Source organism: Salinarimonas sp. (assembly GCF_046292825.1).
Taxonomy (GTDB): domain Bacteria; phylum Pseudomonadota; class Alphaproteobacteria; order Rhizobiales; family Beijerinckiaceae; genus Salinarimonas.
The window spans coordinates 99,345-113,869 of record NZ_JBKBQG010000008.1; the positions used below are offsets into that span (position 1 = coordinate 99,345).

Genomic DNA, 14,525 nt, shown 5'->3' on the forward strand with positions numbered 1-14,525 from the left:
TTATGTCCCCCGCTTTTCGTTCTCTTTCTTCTTAGCCTCCGTGCCCGATCGTTGCGCATGTTCTGCGAGACGCTCGTACTCTTCGACGGCGACGACCACGACCACCCCCCTGCCATGCTTCTCGATCATCACCGGCTCAGCCCTCGCGGTGTCGATCAGAAGACCGAAGGCGTTCTTGGCCTCCCTCGCAGACATGGTTTTCATGGCGTCCGCCCGCTGTGGACATTGTGGCCATAATAGGCACAAGCGCCAACCGGTAACAACCTTGGTCTCGGGGCGCTAGCCCCACCCTTCTGTCGATTCAGCGACGCTTCGGTCTCTCAATGGCAGCTAGGCGGAACCGTCCTGCACGGCACCACGCCCTCCAGGCAGATGCCGATAGAGCGTCGCGATGGAGACCCCGAGTTCTCGTGCCACGTCGTCCATGGTGATGGTCGGGTTGGAAAGCATGCCCTTGGCCATCGCGATCTTCTTCGTCGTCATCTGCTTCGGCCTGCCGCCGCGACGCCCGCGAGCGCGCGACGCCGCGAGACCCGCCATCGTCCTTTCCTTGATGATGCTACGCTCGAACTCGGCCAGCGCGCCGAAGACGTGGAAGACGAAACGGCCGCCGGCGCCGCTCGTATCGATTGCCTCGGTCAGACTGCGGAAGGCGATGCTCCGCGTCTGGAGCAGTTCCACCGTCTCGATCAGCTGCTTCAGGGATCGCGACAGACGGTCGAGCTTCCAGACCACCAGCGTGTCGCCTTCGCGAGCGAACTCAAGCGCCGCCTTCAACTGGGGACGCTCCCGCTGCGCGCCCGAGGCTTGCTCAACGAACACCTTCTCGCACCCAGCATGCGTCAGAGCGTCCAGCTGGAGCTCGGGCTTCTGGTCCAGTGTGGATGTGCGGGCGTAGCCGATGAGCATGCATGTCCCCTCAAAACTCAAGGTACATGGTACCAAATTGAGATGTCGGTTTCGAGATACTTTTTTGATAGCCTGAATCAGTGAGAGGTGCCTCGCCCGCCTCGGGCGGTGCCAGCTCTCTCAAAAACGGTCGTTTTTGCGATGCATTTCTACTGCCTCCAAGGCCGCAGCCGTTTCATCGAAACCGCTCCGCCGCGCCTCATCCGCCAGATACCGGATGCACCAGGCCAGCCTGTCGGCTTCGATGCGGGAGGGCCGTTCGCTAGTCTGTGGCGGCGACGCCGGCCATTCGGTGTCGTATGTCATGCCGCAGCCCTCCCCTGATCGATCTCGTCCAGGTTGGAGATGATCGGCGCGACGGGGCCAGCCCGCTCGCGGACCCGCCCGAGATAGGCCAGAGACACCTCCAGCCATTCGGCAGCCGCGGTATCCGTGCCGGTCTCCATCGTTCCGCCCAGGCGGACGGGATTCCATCCGGCACGGCGCATAATCGGCTCCATGCGGACGTCCGATACCGACACATAACCGCGCAGTCCGGTGAACAGCCCGAACTCCAGCATGCCGGCCATGAGAATGGCCGCGATGTTACCCGGCGCCGTGGCCTGGTCGGCGCAGAAGCGAGTGCTCTCCCAGATATCGGCTGCGCGCGGCATCTCGCCATCGACGAGCGCCGGGAACACATTTGCCAGCAGATAAGGGCCGGTGGTCGGCAGGAGCCGGGTGCAGGCGTTCACGCGGCCGTCGGCGGCGTAGTGAACAAGGTAATGCGCCTCGGGCAGGTCGAACTGATCGAGCTCCAACCCGTTGACGACGGTGACGCTCCAACCAAGCCGCTCGCTGAAGACCGCGCGGCGAAGCTGGTGCATGGATGCGAGCGCATCCCAGTGCAGGTGTGCATTCTCTTTCGATATGATGTGAAGCAATGGCTTTCCTCCCAATTTGTTTGGGAGCATTGAGCCAAATAAAAACCCGCCTGCCATCCTGTCAACCTCCACAGGTTACCGGCGAGTAAAGCGCTTTTAGGGAGAGATGATGCCTTCCATGATCGCCTTCATCACGGCGTGATAGACGTTCGCTACGCCCATCTTGGCGCGGACGTTCGCGAGATGGAAATAGACCGTGCGCTCCGATATCCCGAGTATCTGCGCGGTCTGCCAGGCCGACTTGCCGGCCGCGGTCCAGAGCAGGCATTCCCGCTCGCGCGGTGTCAGGCTGACGGTGGTGCGCCCCATGCGGCCGAGCGCGAGCAGCTCGCGGGCATGATTGTGGAAGGCCAGCGAAAGCAGATGCACATCCTGCCCGACGGCCGACATCAGTCGGTCGAGACCGTTCGCGCCGTGGTCGGAAACCATGGACGCCATCGCCAGCGCGCCGCGCGCACCATGGATCGGGATGCCGACGCCTTCGCCGACCCCGAACTCGGCGGCTTCTGCGAACAGGCGCCGTTGTTCCGGCGACGGCTCGATGCCGAATGACATGGCGCTCCAGGTAAAGGGCGCGACCTGCAACGGTCCATTCTGGATCACCGGATCGATGTGGTGATAGCCGCTGTCGATGTAGTGGTTGTACCAGGCATCGGAGTAGGTCGTGAGGATGAGCGGCTTCTCGTCTGGGAGCGCATTGGTGCGAATGACCTGGTAGGCCCATTCTCGGAATCCGAGATCCCAGAGCGCCTTCGAGAAGGCAGCTTCGAGCGACGCCACATCCTCCACATGGCGTATCTGGTCAAGAAAGGCGATGACGCTCGGCCGAATGCGCGGCTCCTCCAAACATTTTATTTCACCGATACTTATGCGCTTCGCCGAAAATGCGTGAAATAACGATTTCCATATGTCATGATTTCCTCAATTCGTCCTTTCAACAAGAACAACAAGAAAGATCGGACATGACTCTCTTCATTGGAATCGTCTCTCAGAAAGGCGGCGTCGGCAAAAGCACGCTGGCGCGGCTCATCGCCCGCGAGTACGCGCTTGCTGGTTGGAACGTGAAGATCGCGGACCTCGATATCCAGCAGGGCACCAGCTTCAGCTGGCAGGCGCGGCGTCTTCAGCGCGCGGTCGAGCCGGTGGTCGCGGTCGAGCGCTTCGGCACCGTCGGCCAGGCCGTGAAGGCGGCGGCCGGATACGACCTGATGATCCTCGACGGCCCGCCGCACGCCACCATGGGCACGCTCCAGATCGCCGAAGCAAGCACGCTCGTCGTGCTGCCCACCGGGCTTGCCCTGGACGACCTCGAACCGACCGTCCTGCTGGCGCATGAGCTGACCCGGAAAGGTATACCGGCCGAGAAGATCGTCGTCGCCTTCTGCCGCGTGGGCGACAGCGAGGGCGAATTGGCCGAGGCCAGCGCCTATGTGCGGCAGGCGGGCTACCGTTCCCTAGCGAACGTCCTGCCGGAGAAGACCGGGTTCCGCCGCGCCAGCGACGAAGGCCGCGCGCCGACCGAAACGCGCTTCCCGTCTCTCAACGAGCGGGCCGAAGCGATCGCCCAAGAGATTGCCGAGCTGATGCAATCACGCGCCAACAGGGAGGCTGCCTGAGATGACGAAGATTCTGCCACCCCAGAGGACGAGCAAGGGCCTGCCGCCCGCCCCGGTTCAGGTCGTGCACAACCTCGATCGCGCCGAGGCCGGCGCCACGAAGCCGCTCAACTTTAAGGTCAGCCCCGAGTTTCACCGCGAGTTCAAAGCCTATGCGGCCGTGCACGGCATCTCGATGCTGGACTTGCTGAAGGAGGGATTCGCGCTGGTGAAACAGCGGCGCGGATGAAGAAATAACGAAATCGCTATATAGGTATTTCTTCTGGAAATACAAGCTGTAAGGGTTGACAGGTTCTCCTGCACAATCTCGATGCCAATAACTGTATCAGGAAGGCGTTGCCGACTCCTCATTTGGCAAAGTCGTCAACTGGGAATGCGACGAACGGAGCCGGCAACACTTCCATTATTGCTCCGATCTCGAACAATTTCCACACGTCAGCCAAAGTAATTTTTCGCCGCCCCATAAACCCTTGGCAAAGTCAACTACCAAGGGAATGCACCATGGGGCATTTATGTCTGCTGTGGCGTCTCGTCAGGCTTGTCCTCGTCGAGCTGCCCATCTGCCTGCTCATCGCAGCACTCATCTGGACCATCATCGACAACCTGACCATCGGCGCCGACCGGCTGGTCGTGCTGGGCACGACGGGAGCCGCCGCCTTCGCGGCGATCCTCTTCTTCGCCTATCGCCTCTCGCGCAAGCCGTCCGATGCACATGGGTCGGCGGCCTTTGCGACGACAGGTGACATCCGCAGCGCCGGGCTACGCTCGGGCGGCGTGATCCTCGGTCGCAAGGGCGGACGCTTCATCCGCTTCGGCAAGCCGGGGCATTTGCTCACCTTCGCGCCGACCCGCTCGGGCAAGGGTATCGGCGTCGTCATCCCCAACCTGCTCGACCATCCGGGCTCGGTGGTGGTTACTGACATCAAAGGCGAAAACTACCGCATCACCGCTCGTTATCGCGGCACGCTCGGGCCGGTGCACGCCTTCGCACCCTTCGACCCCGGCATCGAAAGCGCCTCCTACAACGCCGTCGAGTTCATCCGCGCCGGAACCGTCAACGATGTGGACGACGCGCGGTTGATCGCCGAGATGATCGTGGCTCCCGAAGGCCACGAACCGAACCACTGGGAGCAAGAGGCCCGTGTGCTGGTCACCGGCCTGTTGCTCCATATCGCCCTCGACATGCCGCCGCACCGGCGGAACTTGCGCGAACTCCGCGTCCTCCTGATGCGCTCGCGCGAGAAGTTCGACGCTGTGCTCGCCCACATGGGCGACAGCAAGCACCCCATCGTCCAGCGCATCGCCGACGGCTTCTCGCAGAAGGAGGCCAAGGAGCGGTCGGCCGTCGTCTCGACGGCCCAGACGCGCACGGCGGTGTTCGACAGCCCCCAGCTCGCGGCGATCACCAACCATTCGACCTTCCGGCTCGAAGACCTGAAGAACGGCGTCATGTCGATCTTCCTGATCGTCCCGCCGGAATACGCGACGGTCTACCAGCCCTTCCTGCGGCTCATGGTCGGGCTAACCACGGCGGCCATGACCCGCAACAAGCGTGTGCCCCGGCATCCGGTGCTCTTCCTGCTGGATGAGCTGCCGACGCTGGGCTCGATGCGGCCCATCGAGGACGGCATCGGCTACCTCGCGGGCTACGGCGCGCATCTGTGGCTGTTCGTCCAAGACCTCGACCAGCTCCAGAGCACCTACCGCAAATGGCGTTCGATGATCGCCAACTGCGCGGTGCGGCAAGCTTTCAACGTGCAGGACAGCGACACGGCGCAGCTTCTCTCCGCCATGCTGGGCAAGCGTACCATCCCCGTCACCAGTGGCGGCAAGAGCGGACGGCTGCCGTTCCTCACCTTCGCTTCGACCTACAGCGAGCACCAGAGCGAGATCGGTCGCCCGCTGCTGGCGCCGTCCGAGATCATGCTGCTGCCGGAGAGCTGTCAGCTGCTGTTCGTGCAAGGCTGCCGGCCGATCCTGGCGCAGAAGCTCCGCTACTTTGAGGAACGCGCCTTCAAAGGGCGCTGGTCGCCGTGGCGGATGGAAGCGGCAGAGGACGACCCCGGTACGGTCATCTCCGCCGACATGATGAAATAACGAAAGGACGAAAGGATGAAACCGTTCAATCACGATATCGGCGGGTATGCCTTCCTCGGCCTGCTGGTCGCCACGGTCTGGGCCATCCCGCTCGCGGTGTCCCTCCATCGCGACGCGCATGGGAGCCCAACGGAACTTCCGCGCTGCGACGAGGCCCGCTCCCTCGATCAGGTGCGCGCCGCGCTCGACGCTCAGAGCGGCCAAACCGTTCTCGGCCTCTACGGCGCAACAGAACTGCGGCGCGGCGCCATTGGGGATTACCGGCGCTGCATCGCCACGGTGGTGACCACCGCCGGGGAGGCACATATCGGCTTCACCATCGGCTGGCACGACCGCCGGAACGCTATCCCGTTCTGGACGGGCGACGGGCGGCCCCCGTCGCTGCCGGACAGGGCAAACCATTGACATTGCCAACCAAGGTAATTACATTGTGATTACATAGGAGGACTTGGACATGAAAGTGAACCTGATCCCGATCGGCAATTCCAAGGGCGTGCGGATTCCCAGCTCGGTCATCAAGGAATGCGGCTTCGGCGACCAGATCGAGATGCGCGTCGAGCACGGCATCGTCGTGCTGGCGCCCGCCCGCCGCACTCGCGATGGCTGGGACGGCGCGTTCGCGAAGATGGCCGCGGCCAAGGACGACGCCCCGCTTGTCCCCGACACGATGGACCATGACTGGGACAAGGAGGAATGGGAGTGGTAGCCGATGTCCGACGCTATGATGTGTATCTGGTGAACCTCGACCCGACGCTGGGCTCGGAGATCCAAAAGACGCGACCGTGCCTGGTCATTTCGCCGGACGAGATGAACCGGCATATCCGCACGGTCATCATCGCCCCCATGACCTCCGTGCGGCGGGACTATCCGACCCGCGTCGATGTCACCTTCCAGCGGAAGAAGGGACAGGTCGTGCTTGACCAGGTACGGACGGTAGACAAGGCGCGCCTCGCCAAGCATCTCGGGCGCCTGCCGGAGCCACGTTGCCGCGAGGTCGCCGACCTGCTCCAGCAGATGTTCGCCTACGAATAAGTCGCCTCAGAGACTCAAGTCCCTGTCCCGCGATTTCTCTCGCGCGAGTTCGCGACGGATGCGAATGACGGCAGCCTTGAGACGGGCCAAGTCTTTCTTGCAGGTTTCCTACAAGATGACCGGATGGCTGTCGTGGTAATCGTGACGCAGGATATTCCCGATTCCGGCGATATCCTCCTCGATATTGGCGATCGCTTCGAGAAGATGGTCGGCGTAAAGTTTCGGGTCTTTCGCCATCAGAAGACGCTTTCGGCTTCGTTGAACACGCGGTCCCTGATGGTTGGCTCGATACCCTGCCGTGTCACGACATCGACCTTGCGGCCGATGCGTTCTTCGAGAAGGTTCTGGACGGACACGAGATCGACGAGACTGAAGCGGGCCTTCGGATCGACATCGACCAGGACGTCGATATCGCTGTCAGGCCGCGCATCCCCGTGGACCACCGACCCGAACAGCGCAAGAGACGTGATCCCCTTCTCGCGGAGCGGCCCTTCCAGCGCCGCGAGTTGCGCATGAAGCTCCGCCTTGCGCGGCGGGCGGGCGTGCTGGGCTGCCTCTGAAGCGCCCTCCCGTTCGACGAGGAGGCGCAACCCTTCGCGGATCACCTCGCTGGCATTGCTGTACAGCCCGGACGCGACCTTGCGTCGGACGAACTCTTCCAGCTTCGATGTCAACGAGACGTTCATCGGCCTATACCTCTCCAAGCAAGAGGATAGGTGCGATGTCCAATAATATCAATCTTTGTTACTTTTGCTCAGCGAGACGCCGGGCCTGCGCGCCTCAAGCCGCATCACGCTGCGTCAAAGCCCCAGCCGCGTTCCCGGTACAACGCACACAGCGCCCCAATCAGTGCGTTTGCCTGCGACAAGCTGAAGACCTCCGGGTCGAAGCCGCCTGCCCAATCGACCATGTCCAGGTGTTCCGGGTGGTCGGGTTCGGCCAGCGCCTCCAGAAACTCCGGGTAGCGATGGACGCCGCCGCAGTCCTCCGGCGGGGATGCGCGCGCGCCGGCGATGCAGCGCGGCAGGAATTGGCGCACAGAGGCAGAAGCGGCGATATCCTCGACCGTGACCAAATGTCTCCAATCATCGCCGAAATCGTAGACGTAGAGGAACTGCATCCCCTTGGAGAGGATCGACCGCAGCGCCTGCTTCCGCTCGTCCGCATAGCCGTCCTCCGGCCCGATCCTGTCATCTTCCGGCACCTCGAAACGCTTTCCGTCGATCTCGAACATGTGCAGGTGGTAGTCCTGCCAGCCCATGGCGCCTTGCAGGACGGCATGAAGCTCCCGCAGCGTCAGCGAAGCCGGGACGATGAGGCGCCGCCAGATTTCCGGCTCGATGCCCTCGATCCGAACCTTGAGCTGAAATGCCGTGTTTGCGACAGCGGGCTTCCTCTTGCTGGGCATACTCTGTTCCCCTCTTTTGTCGCCATCGACCCTGCCGGTCACTCGAACATTCGACAAAACGGCGTGCACACCAACGATCAATATTTGTCGAAGAGATCGAGGTCGAGCCCGAACGCCCGGCCTCGCTCGCGCTTGCGCTCCCGCTCTAGCCGCTTTTCCTTGGCCACGCGCCAGGCACGGTGCAACTGCTCGCGCCGCTCGTCGGCGAGGCGGCTGCGCTCGATGGCTCTTTCGGTCACCCGCGACAGGGCGCGTGCCCGCGCCTTGATTTTCTCCAGCATGGTCTCGCGCAGCATCTGCGGTGAGCCAGCGACATGCTGGAGAAGCTCGTACTCGCGCACGGCGAGCTTCACCCGCTGGCGGGCGCGCTCGATCTCGGCGCGGGTGTGTTCCAGCCGGTTCTTCGCATCACGCCAGCGCTGGCGGCGCTCGACGATGTAGCGGAAATAGCGCTTGGCCTCCCGCCGATCGGCCGTGCGGGTGTCGCCCAGCCGGATGCCCCGCGCCGCGCCGAGGATGAAGGGGTCCTTCTCGATCATCCGCTCGGCGTCGCGGATGCCGAACTTCTCCTCCAAGTCATCCCAGATCGCCCGCGCCTTGGCGGCGTCCCGATAGACCTTGCCCAGAATCTCGTCGAGGCTGCGGCTGCGCTTGCCAAGCCACGCCTCGTCCCGGTGCACCTGCTTCTCGTTGAAGGCTTGCTGGCGTTCGGCGTAGCGCACCTTGCCGGCGGCAGAGCGGTAGGACGCCTCGATCTGGCTCCAGTAGCGGAACTCCATGTCCGCCTGGTCGAAGCGCCGCACGGCGGCCTCGGCTGAATCGCGATCGGGCTCCTCGTCGAACATCCCCTCCACCGTCCGCCGTTCGGCCGGGGCCATGCCGCTGGTGTCGGGGGCGCGATCTTCCTTGCCCCGGTCCCGCTCGGCGACGCGGGCGGCGCGGCGGGCCATGTGGTCGTCGAAGCTCTCGCCGTAGCGTTCCTCCAGGACATGGAAGCGCACGCCCTTTCCCATGTCGGAGAGCTTGGCGAAGCGCTCGCCGTCGGTAAGCACCAGGCCCTGCCCCTTGCGCTCCATGGTGATGCCCTTGGCCGCGAGCCGTTCGGCCAGGTCATCCCACTCCCGGGCGCGGATGAAGTCGTCCTTCAGACGGCGGCGCAGGTCGGTGACGGCATCCTTGTCGAAGGGCCGCTGCGCCTCGCGGTCCTCGCGCCGGGCGCGCCAGTATTCGGCATCGGTCGGGGCCGGGCCGAAATCTTCCACCACCTCACGGCCGAGCTGGCGCTCGTACTCGCGGTTACGCAGGATGTTGAGGCCGTGCTCGCGCGCCAGTTCCTGCACGATGCCAGTCAGTCGCCGCCCGTCCTGATGCCGGTCGTAGGCAATGTGCTTCGTCGGGTGCACCCGGTTGACCAGGAAATGCAGGTGGGGGTGGTCGGTGTCGGTGTGGGAATAGACGAGGAGCTGGTGCTCGGTAAGCCCCATCCGCTCGATGACCTGCTGCGCCACGCGGCGCTTCAGCTCCGGCGTCACCTTCCCCGCCGCCGCGTCGTCAGGATCGAAGGTGACGATGAAGTGGTAGGCCGGCTGGCGGCACCGCGCCGACTTCTGGGCGGTCGCGTCCATGACGGCCGCCGCCGAGCGCGGATCGTCGGTGTGCAGGTTGCGCCGTTCGACGAACTCCACCCGGTCGGGCGACAGGCCCTTCACCCGGCCGGCGAGATAGAGGGCGGAGGCCCGGAAGCTTTCGGGCTGACGGGCGGGCACCTTAAAGCGCATCCGGCCCGTCTCCAGGATCGGGCACGCCGTCGCCTGCCTTGGCCGGTCGCTTCACCGCACGGTGGATCGGCTCCAGCACGCGGCGGAGGATGGAGAGGGTTTCCTCGACCTCGCCCGCGTCCAGCGGCTTGCCCATGTTGGCGCGCCGCGCCAAGGCGTTGACCATGTGCCCGGCGCCGTTGATCGCCTCCAGGTGCTCCTCGATGAGGGGCGTCAGCTCGTGGCGGTCGGTCACCCGCTCGACCAGCTCGCCGCCGACATAGCGTGCCCATTGGCCGAAGTTGGCTTCGCCCGTGGCATCCTCAAGCTGGGAGAGGTTCGTGGCGATGGACGACAGCTCGTAAAGCAGCGCTGCCATGACCCGGTCCTTGACCGGCTTCGGCTTCGGCCGCCGCCCCGTCAGGGTGGCGCGGGCATAGTCGGCCAGGGTCACGCCGGCCTCGGCCGCCCGGCGCCGCAGGTCGTACATCTCGGTCGGGGAGAGCCGAAGGTTGAGGGTCTCGGAGCGCCTGCGCTGGGGATCGAGGGTTGGCCGTGCCATGGCTCAGATGCCCCCTCTTCCGGTCGCCTCGCAGAGCAAGATGAGCTGCGCTTGAGACCCCGTCAGGGGGTCGAATGCGGGCGCTGTTGGTTGGAGAAAACTCCCGCCGGGCCGGTCGGCGAAGCCGCGGCCGGTGTCGGGGCGGCAGCCTCGACGCGGGAGTTTTTGTAACACAACATCCATCTTGCCTCCCCCCCTGTGACACGAAAACCCTCCCCCACTTATGGGGTCGGTCCACAGGGTGGAGTGGATTCGGACTGACAGGTCAGACACTTAATCTCAACGATGGACAACGCGATACTAACCGCAATCGCCATTCTCCACAAGCTTCAACACCTGCCAACGGCCACCAACACAACATCGCCGCCGAAACCCGGCACAGCGCCAGCGGGCGGACGGAGGCGCGTCAGCGCCGTCGCGGCCGCCCGAACACTGCCGGCGGACAGGCACGCGAAACGCCCCGCCGGGAGACCCGACGGGGCTGGGGTTTCCGGCCGCCGCCGGGTCAGGCGGCGTGGAACCAGTGCTCGCGCGCGTCGAACGGGCGGCGGGCGTCGATGATGCTCATGACACAGCCGTTCGGGCTGAGGCCGCGCTCGAAGGCGGCGAGCACCGTGGCGTAGTCGTCGTCGGCCAGGTCGGCGCCGGTCTCGATAAGGTGCAGGTCCTCCACGGTGATCAGGAACTCGTCCCAGGTCAGCTCGTAGTCGGTGTCGATGGTGTGCAGGGTGTTCATGGTTTGCCTCCTTCCGTTGCTGTGGCCGCGACCGCGGCCTTCCATGGGCAACGTGAGGCGTCGGCAAGGGCGGCCAGCCGCACCCGAAGGGCGAAGCGCAGCGGCAGACGGCGAGGCCGGTCTTTCTTGGAGCGCAGCGACCGCGAGGAAGGCGCCATCGGCGCCGGGGAAGAAAGTCGGGCAGCGCCGTTGCGGCGGACGCCGCCGACGCCAGTTTGCCCAGTTGGAAGGCCCGCATCGGTCGCGTGCGTCGGAGGGGGACAAGCCCCGCCCTGCATGCCTGACCGCCGACCCGCTGACCGTGAGGATGTCAGCCGCCGGGGTGACCTTCACCTTCATAAGACCCGTGTCGGCCGACCGACGCCTGTGCCGGGGCCAGCTCGCCACGTCGCGCCTCGCAGACGCCGCTCGTCAGAAGCAGCGTCGCGCCAGCGGAGCCCGATGGGAGCCGCCCACGTCTGACCGCATGACGCACCGGCCAGCCGACCCCGCGTCCGTCGAGGGTATACTGGCGGAAAACGCGGTCGAGGCCGCCCTTGGCGCGGGCGGCCTCGTTCGAGCGGCGCTTACCACCAGGATGTGTAGAATACCGTCTTCCCTTCGGCGATGGCCGCGCGCGCCTTCTCGATGAAGGAGAGATCGAGGTCGATCTCGTCGGGGCGAGTTGTGCCGAAGAAGAATCCCTCGGTGTGTGGCAGCGCCTGATTGCGGATGTCACGCGCCAGTCGATCGAGATCGTCCGCGTCGAGAGCGACGTTCACGCAGTTGAAGTCGGCGTCCGTGCCGCCCTTGGCGCGATAGAGCTGTTCCATCCAGCCATGCAGATTGGGGTGCTTCCGCCAGTAGGCGAGTTCGGTGGCGGTCTCGGTGGTGAAGTCCACTGCGGCCGCGACGGGCTCGGCGGTGGTGAAGGCGTACATATCCAGTCCCATGATGATCTCCTTTCGGTCGTTGGTGGATCGTCCTGACGGACGCGACCGAAAGGGCGGGCTGCATGAGCCGCCGCCGTCCTGACCAACACGGGCGGGGCACCGACCCGCCGGCGCGGGCAGGTCATGGACGGCAAGGCGCCGCCTGCCAGGGACGCGGAACCTCCAAAGGACGGGCAACCGACCGGAAGGAATCGGGACTGGATGCCTGCGCCCTCCGCCGAAGAGCCGCCGATGGGACACACGAAACGCCCCCGCCGCCAAAGCGACGGGGGCGGAACGCACCGTCAGTCGACGCGGATGTCGAGCTGACCGTCGCCCTGCCATGGGCGCTCAGTGACGAGGTATCCCATCTGATCGACGAAATGGAAGCCGCTCAGAACGTAGAGGCCGTCGTCGTCATCGCTGCTGACGAGCGTCCAGACGCAAGCCGGGTCGGCCGCACGAACAGCATCGAGTTCGGGGCCGAAGATCTCAAACATGCAGCCGTCGAACGGCGCATCCGTGCGCAAGGTGTTCAGGACGGGGCGATAGGCATCGCGCCAGTCGTCGTAGCTGAGAGCGGGCGCGGGCGGCGTCGGCTCAGGATTGGCAGCCTCGCGGGCAAGCTCCTGAAGGGCGAGCTTGAAGCCGGTCGCGATGCCGTCGGCTTCATTCCACGCATCCCAGTCGTCGGGATCGTCGCTGTCCTCGGCTGCGGCGAGGCGGCGGTCGGCGTCTTCGGAGACAGCCGCGCTTCATTTGATGCTTGGCTTGCTCCTCTGCTCAATATACGACCGGAAGCGACCTGAGGTCGGAAGTAGGGAATCTGCCTGATGATAGCCGCGATCACACCCGGCTCCCATGCCAAGCATGGGGCGTCGAACAAGCCTCGCCGCAATGTCCGTATAGAGAGCGCTCCTACTCTTCCACCCGGATCGTGATGGGGTCTTCGTAAAGCATGAACCGATCTTCTCCGGGGCGCGTGGCCGTGAACACGACCGCCCTAGCGGGCGTCGCTCCGCCACATGAGCGGCTGACGCGGTAGCCTACCCCTCCATCTGACCAAACGCCCGTGGCGAGTTCCGGCAGATACTCGAACACATCTTCCCAGGATGGCGGCTGCTCGCCGCAGCGCCCGCGCTTTGCGTGGATCACCACCGACTCGCCTACCCTCACCTCAGAAAGCTCACGCCAATAAATGCGCTGGTCAGTCATGTCGATCACACGCGGGCCGGGTTCGGGCCGCTTCCTTTGGATGGCCGCGCTTTCCGACTCCTGCCAACCGCTCAATCCGATCATGCCGCCGCCAGCGGCCAACAACACAAGGGCGACGATACCGGCAATCTGCCAGTGATGGACGCGGCGGGACGCTGTAGCAGGATGGGGCGGTGCGATCCCTTCGGGGGTGCCCGTGTGTCCGTTCGCGTCGCCGTTGGCCTGTTCGGTGGCAGGCGTGCGCCGATGGGCATCTTCATAAAGCCGGTGCCAGTACGGCAGCGCATCGGCCATGTCCTCCACGCGAAGCAGCAGGGTCAGGATGCGGAAGTTGCGGCGGCTGGGGGTGTGCAACCCCCTGCGCCAATTGTTCAGGCTTTTCAGCGCACTCTCGTACGCGCCGTCCGCCTTTTTCTTGGTCAGGTTGCAATATTCGCTGGCAAGCTGGTCGTTATCGACATGGCCGCGCTCGATGCACAAAGCATCAAACAGCTTCCACCATTCTGCAAAACTGGCGAACTTATCCCCCATGCCGTCCCCTCACGCGGCTCTTTTTTCCTTTCTAGCCAGACCGGGACTCCCGATCAAGCTTTTGAGAAGGATCGCCTATTCGGCGCGTTTTCCGATTTTTCCATGCCTTCCAACTTTGCCGGTGACACCTGCTGGTAGCCACCCTTATGAAAATAATCGGGCGGCGCGTCGCACGGGTCGCAGTCGTGCGCCTGTTCGCATATGAGGCGGGCGGCATGAACAATCTTTACGGAAGCCGGGGCCACCTATGACCAACCAACACAAACATTTCCTGTGGCCTGCCGCACTTCTCTTAGGCGGGCTTATGTTCACCGTGGCGGGCGCATCGAGCGCGCTTGCCTGCAGGGGTACGGCGGAATACCCGGACGTGGCGTCCCAGCTGGCCGCCGCCTCGTTGCCCGCCGACAGGAAAGCCGACCTTACCCGGCAACTCGAAAGGGGCCGCGCCCTGCACGACCGCGCCCATCAACAGAACGACACCGGAGCCATGCGGGAGTCGCTGACGATCCTCGACCGCATCAAAGCCGCGCTACCGAGGTAAACAATGATGTTCCCGAGCTTGTCACGCTGCGGCGCGGTCTTCGCCGCGCTTTTCATGCTGGGCCTGATGGCCTGCCAGACAGCAGCGGCCGATAACGGCAACCGTCTGACGGCTGATCAGGTGCGTAGCACCTTTGTTGGGCGGGCATGGAGTCAGGGAACAGGAACGTTCATGTTCTCGCGGGATGGCACCTATCGGTATGACGATAGCCGTATGAGCGCGCGGGGCACCTATCAGATTGCCAATGACGGCGTGCTCTGCACGACCAACAGCAATTCGGGCGTGCG

At 64.4% G+C, this 14,525-nt stretch carries 22 protein-coding genes; 8 read left to right on the forward strand and 14 right to left on the reverse strand.

Going from position 1 to position 14,525, the window contains the following annotated elements; translation table 11 throughout:
• The 5 genes from ACK4UM_RS06525 to ACK4UM_RS06545 form a co-directional block, all read right to left on the reverse strand.
• The gene (locus ACK4UM_RS06525; protein WP_409797035.1) at positions 1 to 204 is read right to left on the reverse strand and encodes a type II toxin-antitoxin system prevent-host-death family antitoxin; all 204 of its coding nucleotides are present in this window, start codon (positions 202 to 204) and stop codon (positions 1 to 3) included.
• A gap of 126 nt (positions 205 to 330) precedes the next feature.
• Positions 331 to 909, reverse strand: coding sequence for a recombinase family protein (locus ACK4UM_RS06530; protein ID WP_409797037.1), 579 nt, complete (start codon positions 907 to 909; stop codon positions 331 to 333).
• A gap of 120 nt (positions 910 to 1,029) precedes the next feature.
• Positions 1,030 to 1,215 (reverse strand): hypothetical protein, encoded by a 186-nt coding sequence (locus ACK4UM_RS06535; protein ID WP_409797039.1) that lies wholly within the window; start codon positions 1,213 to 1,215, stop codon positions 1,030 to 1,032.
• Entirely contained in the window at positions 1,212 to 1,889 is a 678-nt protein-coding gene (locus ACK4UM_RS06540) for an acyl-homoserine-lactone synthase (protein ID WP_409797041.1), read from the reverse strand. Before ACK4UM_RS06540 ends, ACK4UM_RS06535 begins: the two co-directional genes overlap by 4 nt.
• Positions 1,890 to 1,928: 39 nt before the next feature.
• The gene (locus ACK4UM_RS06545; RefSeq protein ID WP_409797042.1) at positions 1,929 to 2,678 is read right to left on the reverse strand and encodes a helix-turn-helix transcriptional regulator; all 750 of its coding nucleotides are present in this window, start codon (positions 2,676 to 2,678) and stop codon (positions 1,929 to 1,931) included.
• A gap of 116 nt (positions 2,679 to 2,794) precedes the next feature.
• On the opposite strand from ACK4UM_RS06545, the gene ACK4UM_RS06550 reads away from it, so the two are divergent.
• The 6 genes from ACK4UM_RS06550 (at position 2,795) to ACK4UM_RS06575 (ending at position 6,577) form a co-directional block, all read left to right on the forward strand.
• Positions 2,795 to 3,448 carry an AAA family ATPase gene (locus ACK4UM_RS06550; protein WP_409797044.1) on the forward strand — a complete coding sequence of 218 codons (654 nt, stop codon included), beginning with the start codon at positions 2,795 to 2,797 and terminating at the stop codon, positions 3,446 to 3,448.
• Position 3,449: 1 nt separating this feature from the next.
• Positions 3,450 to 3,677 carry a hypothetical protein gene (locus ACK4UM_RS06555; RefSeq protein ID WP_409797046.1) on the forward strand — a complete coding sequence of 76 codons (228 nt, stop codon included), beginning with the start codon at positions 3,450 to 3,452 and terminating at the stop codon, positions 3,675 to 3,677.
• A gap of 272 nt (positions 3,678 to 3,949) precedes the next feature.
• A complete protein-coding gene (locus ACK4UM_RS06560; protein WP_409797048.1) occupies positions 3,950 to 5,545 on the forward strand; it encodes a type IV secretory system conjugative DNA transfer family protein in 1,596 nt (531 codons plus the stop codon).
• A 15-nt stretch (positions 5,546 to 5,560) separates the two neighbouring features.
• Positions 5,561 to 5,950, forward strand: coding sequence for a hypothetical protein (locus ACK4UM_RS06565; RefSeq protein ID WP_409797049.1), 390 nt, complete (start codon positions 5,561 to 5,563; stop codon positions 5,948 to 5,950).
• A gap of 49 nt (positions 5,951 to 5,999) precedes the next feature.
• Positions 6,000 to 6,251, forward strand: coding sequence for a hypothetical protein (locus tag ACK4UM_RS06570; protein ID WP_409797050.1), 252 nt, complete (start codon positions 6,000 to 6,002; stop codon positions 6,249 to 6,251).
• Complete coding sequence (locus tag ACK4UM_RS06575; protein WP_409797052.1) at positions 6,245 to 6,577, forward strand: type II toxin-antitoxin system PemK/MazF family toxin; 333 nt, start codon at positions 6,245 to 6,247, stop codon at positions 6,575 to 6,577. The genes ACK4UM_RS06570 and ACK4UM_RS06575 overlap by 7 nt, the downstream gene beginning before the upstream one ends.
• A 108-nt stretch (positions 6,578 to 6,685) precedes the next feature.
• On the opposite strand, the gene ACK4UM_RS06580 is transcribed toward ACK4UM_RS06575, so the two are convergent.
• From ACK4UM_RS06580 to ACK4UM_RS06620, 9 genes are all read right to left on the reverse strand, one after another.
• The gene (locus ACK4UM_RS06580) at positions 6,686 to 6,814 is read right to left on the reverse strand and encodes a hypothetical protein (protein WP_409797054.1); all 129 of its coding nucleotides are present in this window, start codon (positions 6,812 to 6,814) and stop codon (positions 6,686 to 6,688) included.
• Positions 6,814 to 7,263: a type II toxin-antitoxin system ParD family antitoxin gene (locus ACK4UM_RS06585; protein ID WP_409797055.1), complete on the reverse strand. Its 450-nt coding sequence runs from the start codon at positions 7,261 to 7,263 to the stop codon at positions 6,814 to 6,816. The genes ACK4UM_RS06580 and ACK4UM_RS06585 overlap by 1 nt, the downstream gene beginning before the upstream one ends.
• A gap of 104 nt (positions 7,264 to 7,367) precedes the next feature.
• Positions 7,368 to 7,985, reverse strand: coding sequence for a plasmid pRiA4b ORF-3 family protein (locus tag ACK4UM_RS06590; RefSeq protein WP_409797057.1), 618 nt, complete (start codon positions 7,983 to 7,985; stop codon positions 7,368 to 7,370).
• 77 nt (positions 7,986 to 8,062) lie between these two features.
• A complete protein-coding gene (locus ACK4UM_RS06595; RefSeq protein WP_409797059.1) occupies positions 8,063 to 9,763 on the reverse strand; it encodes a relaxase/mobilization nuclease domain-containing protein in 1,701 nt (566 codons plus the stop codon).
• Complete coding sequence (locus ACK4UM_RS06600) at positions 9,753 to 10,304, reverse strand: plasmid mobilization protein (RefSeq protein WP_409797060.1); 552 nt, start codon at positions 10,302 to 10,304, stop codon at positions 9,753 to 9,755. Before ACK4UM_RS06600 ends, ACK4UM_RS06595 begins: the two co-directional genes overlap by 11 nt.
• A 505-nt stretch (positions 10,305 to 10,809) precedes the next feature.
• Positions 10,810 to 11,040, reverse strand: a complete 231-nt coding sequence (locus ACK4UM_RS06605) for a hypothetical protein (RefSeq protein ID WP_071923249.1) — start codon at positions 11,038 to 11,040, stop codon at positions 10,810 to 10,812.
• 566 nt (positions 11,041 to 11,606) lie between these two features.
• On the reverse strand, positions 11,607 to 11,972 hold the full coding sequence (locus ACK4UM_RS06610; RefSeq protein ID WP_409797062.1) for a phosphoglycerate kinase: 366 nt from the start codon (positions 11,970 to 11,972) through the stop codon (positions 11,607 to 11,609).
• Positions 11,973 to 12,256: 284 nt separating this feature from the next.
• Positions 12,257 to 12,451 carry a hypothetical protein gene (locus ACK4UM_RS06615; protein ID WP_409797064.1) on the reverse strand — a complete coding sequence of 65 codons (195 nt, stop codon included), beginning with the start codon at positions 12,449 to 12,451 and terminating at the stop codon, positions 12,257 to 12,259.
• A 418-nt stretch (positions 12,452 to 12,869) separates the two neighbouring features.
• Positions 12,870 to 13,697: a hypothetical protein gene (locus tag ACK4UM_RS06620; protein ID WP_409797065.1), complete on the reverse strand. Its 828-nt coding sequence runs from the start codon at positions 13,695 to 13,697 to the stop codon at positions 12,870 to 12,872.
• Positions 13,698 to 13,944: 247 nt separating this feature from the next.
• Here ACK4UM_RS06620 and ACK4UM_RS06625 point away from each other — a divergent pair, with 247 nt between their 5' ends.
• Positions 13,945 to 14,238, forward strand: coding sequence for a hypothetical protein (locus tag ACK4UM_RS06625; protein WP_409797067.1), 294 nt, complete (start codon positions 13,945 to 13,947; stop codon positions 14,236 to 14,238).
• A gap of 3 nt (positions 14,239 to 14,241) precedes the next feature.
• The coding region (locus ACK4UM_RS06630; protein WP_409797069.1) for a hypothetical protein at positions 14,242 to 14,525 on the forward strand (284 nt) is incomplete at its 3' end.

Coding starts and splice junctions, on each gene's coding strand:
- ACK4UM_RS06605 (WP_071923249.1), bottom strand. CDS start 11,040: ATGAACACCCTGCACACCATCGACACCGACTACGAGCTGACCTGGGAC.
- ACK4UM_RS06525 (WP_409797035.1), bottom strand. CDS start 204: ATGAAAACCATGTCTGCGAGGGAGGCCAAGAACGCCTTCGGTCTTCTG.
- ACK4UM_RS06600 (WP_409797060.1), bottom strand. CDS start 10,304: ATGGCACGGCCAACCCTCGATCCCCAGCGCAGGCGCTCCGAGACCCTC.
- ACK4UM_RS06590 (WP_409797057.1), bottom strand. CDS start 7,985: ATGCCCAGCAAGAGGAAGCCCGCTGTCGCAAACACGGCATTTCAGCTC.
- ACK4UM_RS06580 (WP_409797054.1), bottom strand. CDS start 6,814: ATGGCGAAAGACCCGAAACTTTACGCCGACCATCTTCTCGAAGCGATC.
- ACK4UM_RS06625 (WP_409797067.1), top strand. CDS start 13,945: ATGACCAACCAACACAAACATTTCCTGTGGCCTGCCGCACTTCTCTTA.
- ACK4UM_RS06535 (WP_409797039.1), bottom strand. CDS start 1,215: ATGACATACGACACCGAATGGCCGGCGTCGCCGCCACAGACTAGCGAA.
- ACK4UM_RS06585 (WP_409797055.1), bottom strand. CDS start 7,263: ATGAACGTCTCGTTGACATCGAAGCTGGAAGAGTTCGTCCGACGCAAG.
- ACK4UM_RS06610 (WP_409797062.1), bottom strand. CDS start 11,972: ATGGGACTGGATATGTACGCCTTCACCACCGCCGAGCCCGTCGCGGCC.
- ACK4UM_RS06615 (WP_409797064.1), bottom strand. CDS start 12,451: ATGTTTGAGATCTTCGGCCCCGAACTCGATGCTGTTCGTGCGGCCGAC.
- ACK4UM_RS06530 (WP_409797037.1), bottom strand. CDS start 909: ATGCTCATCGGCTACGCCCGCACATCCACACTGGACCAGAAGCCCGAG.
- ACK4UM_RS06540 (WP_409797041.1), bottom strand. CDS start 1,889: ATGGCAGGCGGGTTTTTATTTGGCTCAATGCTCCCAAACAAATTGGGA.
- ACK4UM_RS06620 (WP_409797065.1), bottom strand. CDS start 13,697: ATGGGGGATAAGTTCGCCAGTTTTGCAGAATGGTGGAAGCTGTTTGAT.
- ACK4UM_RS06550 (WP_409797044.1), top strand. CDS start 2,795: ATGACTCTCTTCATTGGAATCGTCTCTCAGAAAGGCGGCGTCGGCAAA.
- ACK4UM_RS06555 (WP_409797046.1), top strand. CDS start 3,450: ATGACGAAGATTCTGCCACCCCAGAGGACGAGCAAGGGCCTGCCGCCC.
- ACK4UM_RS06570 (WP_409797050.1), top strand. CDS start 6,000: ATGAAAGTGAACCTGATCCCGATCGGCAATTCCAAGGGCGTGCGGATT.
- ACK4UM_RS06565 (WP_409797049.1), top strand. CDS start 5,561: ATGAAACCGTTCAATCACGATATCGGCGGGTATGCCTTCCTCGGCCTG.
- ACK4UM_RS06560 (WP_409797048.1), top strand. CDS start 3,950: ATGGGGCATTTATGTCTGCTGTGGCGTCTCGTCAGGCTTGTCCTCGTC.
- ACK4UM_RS06595 (WP_409797059.1), bottom strand. CDS start 9,763: ATGCGCTTTAAGGTGCCCGCCCGTCAGCCCGAAAGCTTCCGGGCCTCC.